Source organism: Longimicrobium sp., assembly GCF_036554565.1.
GTDB lineage: Bacteria > Gemmatimonadota > Gemmatimonadetes > Longimicrobiales > Longimicrobiaceae > Longimicrobium.
The window spans coordinates 1-4,121 of sequence record NZ_DATBNB010000043.1 but is presented as its reverse complement, the minus strand read 5'-3'; the positions used below and the strand labels follow the sequence as shown (position 1 = coordinate 4,121).

Genomic DNA, 4,121 nt, shown 5'->3' with positions numbered 1-4,121 from the left:
GGGCTCACCGTCTCCGGCAACCCGGCGCGCCCGCACCGCGAGTCCATGCGCGCCCAGGCCTCGGTGTTCGGCCTGCCGAAAGTGGTCGAACGGCTCAAGGCGCTGGAGGCCGCGGTGTTCGGGCGGGGCGGCGCGCGGGCGCGGGAGGGGGGCGGAAGCGCCGATTGAGCCACGGACGGGGCGCCCGGCAGTGGCGGCGCGGATGCACGTTGGGTAGAATATTGCGGGGCCGCTTCTTGGGAGCGTCCCCGCTCTCATTGCTACACCACCACGGCCGAACGCCGATACTGGATCCATGACGACGCCACGCCAGAACACCCTTGCCCGTGCCGGAGAAATGCGCGGCGTGGGGCTTCACACCGGGGCGGAGGTGCGGATGCGCATCCTTCCCGCGCCCGTCAATACCGGGATCGTCTTCCGCCGCACCGACCTGGACGGCTCGCCGGAGATTCCCGCCCACGTCTCGCACGTCGTGGGCACCGACCTGGGCACCTCCATCGGCCAGGGCGAGGCCAAGGTGCACACCGTGGAGCACCTGCTGGCGACGCTGGTGGTGAACGAGATCGACAACGCCTTCGTGGAGCTGGACGCGGTGGAGACGCCAGCGGCCGATGGCAGCGCGCTGGACTTTCACCGCATGCTGGCGGAGTGCGGGCGCGAGGAGCAGGACGCGCCGGCGAAGTTCCTGGCGGTGGAGTCGGCCTTTTCGCTGGCGCCCAAGGGCGGCTCGGAGTACGTCGTGGCGCCCTCGGGCGACCACCGGGTGTCGGTCACCATCGAGTTCGACCATCCCCTCGTGCAGCGCCAGTTCGGCAGCTACCGGGTGGATGCCGAACGTTTCGCCGCGGACGTGCTCCCGGCGCGCACCTTCTGCTTCGCCCGCGACGTAGAGGCCATGCGCGGCCGCGGCCTGGCGATGGGCGGCTCGCTCGACAATGCGGTGGTGCTTTCGGACGACGGGGTGCTGGACGGCGCGGAGCTGCGCTTTCCGGACGAGTTCGTGCGCCACAAGGCGCTGGACATCGTGGGCGATCTCGCCCTCGTGGGCGCGCGGCTGCGGGCGCACGTGATCGCCGAGCGGCCGGGGCACGCGGGCAACGTGGCCCTGGCCAAGGAGCTGGTCGCGCGGGCGGAGAAGAAGGCGCTCGCGCGGCCGATCCTGAGCATCGAGCAGATCATGCACTACCTGCCTCACCGCTACCCGTTCCTGCTGGTGGACCGGGTGGTGGAGTTCGAGGAGCGCAAGCGCATCGTGGGGTTGAAGAACGTCACCATCAACGAGCCGTTCTTCCAGGGCCACTTTCCCGGCCGGCCGGTGATGCCGGGGGTGCTGATCGTGGAGGCGATGGCGCAGGTGGGCGGGCTGCTGGTGCTGGAAACGATGGAGAACCTGGCGGAGAAGATCGTCTACTTCATGTCGTGCGACAACGTGAAGTGGCGCCGCCCCGTGACGCCGGGCGACCAGATCCGCTTCGAGGTGGAGGTGATGCAGATCCGCGGCGCCACCTGCAAGATGAGGGGGGTGGGCACCGTCGATGGCCAGGTGGTGGCCGAGGCGGAGATGATGGCGCGCGTGGTGGACCGCTGAGGCCCGGGGCGATGGAAACCATCATCGAGCCGAGAGTGCACCCCACGGCGCTGATCGACGAGTCGGCAGAGCTGGCCGAGGGCGTGGTCGTGGGGCCGTACAGCATCGTGGGCCCCAACGTGCGCATCGGCGCGCGCACGGAGCTGGCCAGCCACGTGCTGATCGAGCGCGACACCGTGGTGGGCGAGGACTGCCGCATCAGCCACGGGGCCGTGCTGGGGACGGACCCGCAGGACCTGAAGTACCACGGCGAGCCCACCGAGCTGCGCGTGGGCGACCGCACGGTCATCCGCGAGTACGCCACGCTCAACCGCGGCACCTCCGCCCTCGGGTACACGTCCGTCGGCAGCGAGTGCATGCTGATGAGCTACGTGCACGTGGCCCATGACTGCCAGATCGGCGACCACGTGATTCTGTCCAACGCCGTGAACATGGCGGGGCACGTGTCCATCGGCGACTGGGCGATCGTGGGGGGCATGACGCCCATCCACCAGTTCGTGCGCATCGGCGCGCACGCCTTCGTCGGCGGGCAGTCGCGCATCTCCAAGGACATCCCCCCGTTCGTCCGCGCGGCGGGGATTCCGCTGGAGCTCTATGGATTGAACTCCGTCGGCCTGCAGCGCCGCGGCTTCAGCGAAGAGGTGCGACGCGAGCTGAAGCGCGCCTATCGCCTGTTCTTCGCCTCGCAGCACAACATCACCCAGGCGCTGGCCCGCGCCCGCGAGGAGCTGCGGGCGCTGCCGGAGGTGGAGGAGTTTCTTTCCTTCTTCGAGGGCACCGGGCGCGGGGTGTCGTCGTGACGCGTGCCGGTGTCCTGGGCGTAGGCAGCCTGGGGTTTCACCACGCGCGCATCCTTCGCGACGTATCCGGCGCGGAGATGGCGGGGGTGTGGGACGACGATCCCGCGCGCCTGGCCCACGTAGCGCAGGAGCTGGGCGTGCGCGCCTTCCGCAGCCGCGACGAGCTGCTGGAGTCGGTGGATGCGGCGGTGATCGCCGTTCCCACCACCGCCCACGCCGAGGTGGCGCTCGCTGCCTTGGACGCGGGCGTGCACCTGCTGATCGAGAAGCCGATCGCCCATACGCTGGAAGAGGCGAACGCGATCGTATCCACCGCGGCGGCGAAGGGATTGACGGTGCAGACCGGGCATGTGGAGCGCTTCAACGGCGCGCTGCGGGCCTGCGAGCCGTACCTGGAAGACCCGCGGTTCGTGGAAAGCCATCGGCTGGCTCCCTTCAACCCCCGTGGGACGGACGTGGCCGTGGTGCTGGACCTGATGATCCACGACATCGACCTGGTCCTGGGCCTCGTGGGACGCGGCGTTGAGTCGCTGGACGCCATCGGCGTGCCGGTGCTGACGCCGAGCGCGGACATCGCCAACGCGCGCATCAACTTCGAGAACGGCGCGGTCGCCAACATCACCGCCAGCCGCGTCTCGTTCGAGAAGATGCGAAAGGTCCGCTTCTTCCAGCAGTCCGGCTACATCTCGCTGGATCTTGCCACGGGCAAGGGCGAGTTCCTGCGGCTCAAGCCCGGCGCGCGCCTGCCCGAGGGGAGCGAGATGGGAATGGCGGCGCTGCTGGGCGTGGTGGAGCGCGTGGAGCTGAAGGGCGACGGCGCCGAGCCGCTGCGCGCGGAGCTGGAGGCGTGGATCCTGGCCGTGCGCGGCGAGGGGCCGCTGGTGGTGAGCGGCGAGGCGGGGCGCGACGCGCTGGCGGTGGCGCTTCGCATCATGGAGCGCATCGAGCAGCACGCGGCCGCGGGGCTGCCCGCGCGGGCGTGACCCCCCTTCCGTGCCCCGATCCCTTTCCCGCGCCGCGCGACGTGGCTGAGCCCGCCCGCGGGCCGCGGGACCCATCGTCCCCGCCCACCATCTTCATCTCCGCCGGCGAGGAATCCGGCGACCTGCACGGGGCCGCGCTGGCGCGTGCGCTGCGCGAGCGCTTTCCCGACGCGCGGCTGGTGGGGCTGGGCGGCGCGCGCATGGAGGCGGAGGGCGTGCGCCTTCTCGCCGGGCTGAACGAGCTGGCGGTGATGGGCTTTGTCGAGGTGCTGCGCCACCTGCCGTTCTTCATCGAGCTTCGAAAAAAGGTGTTCGCCGCCCTGGCGAGCGAGGGCGTGGATCTCGTAATCCCCATAGATTACCCCGGCTTCAACCTGCGCCTGGCCCGCCACGCCCGCGAGCGTGGCATTCCCGTGCTGTACTACATCGCGCCGCAGGTGTGGGCATGGCACAAGAGCCGGGTGCGCGACCTGGCGCGCGACGCCAATGAGGTGGCCGTCGTCCTGCCGTTCGAGGAGGATTTCCTGCGGAAGGGCGGGGTGAACGCGCGCTTCGTCGGCCACCCGCTGCTGGACCGTGCGGATCCCGAGGTCCCGCGCGCGGAATGGGCGCGCTCCGTCGGCCTGGACCCTGAGCGGCCGATCCTGGCGCTGTTCCCGGGGTCGCGTGCGCAGGAGGTGGGTCGGCACCTGGAGCTGTTCTCGGCCGCGGCGGAGCTGGCGGTGGCGCGGCGGCCGGATGCGCAGGCGG

4 protein-coding genes are annotated in these 4,121 nt (G+C 70.7%); all 4 read left to right on the top strand.

Going from position 1 to position 4,121, the window contains the following annotated elements; translation table 11 throughout:
* Positions 1-295 precede the first annotated feature (295 nt).
* Positions 296-1,588 (top strand): UDP-3-O-acyl-N-acetylglucosamine deacetylase, encoded by a 1,293-nt coding sequence (gene lpxC / locus VIB55_RS01210; protein ID WP_331874836.1) that lies wholly within the window; start codon positions 296-298, stop codon positions 1,586-1,588.
* Between the two features lie 11 nt (positions 1,589-1,599).
* The gene (gene lpxA, locus VIB55_RS01205; RefSeq protein ID WP_331022106.1) at positions 1,600-2,388 is read left to right on the top strand and encodes an acyl-ACP--UDP-N-acetylglucosamine O-acyltransferase; all 789 of its coding nucleotides are present in this window, start codon (positions 1,600-1,602) and stop codon (positions 2,386-2,388) included.
* A complete protein-coding gene (locus VIB55_RS01200) occupies positions 2,385-3,371 on the top strand; it encodes a Gfo/Idh/MocA family oxidoreductase (protein WP_331874835.1) in 987 nt (328 codons plus the stop codon). Before lpxA ends, VIB55_RS01200 begins: the two co-directional genes overlap by 4 nt.
* Before the next feature lie 41 nt (positions 3,372-3,412).
* Positions 3,413-4,121: lipid-A-disaccharide synthase (gene lpxB / locus VIB55_RS01195; RefSeq protein WP_331874834.1), on the top strand; the 709-nt coding region annotated here is incomplete at its 3' end.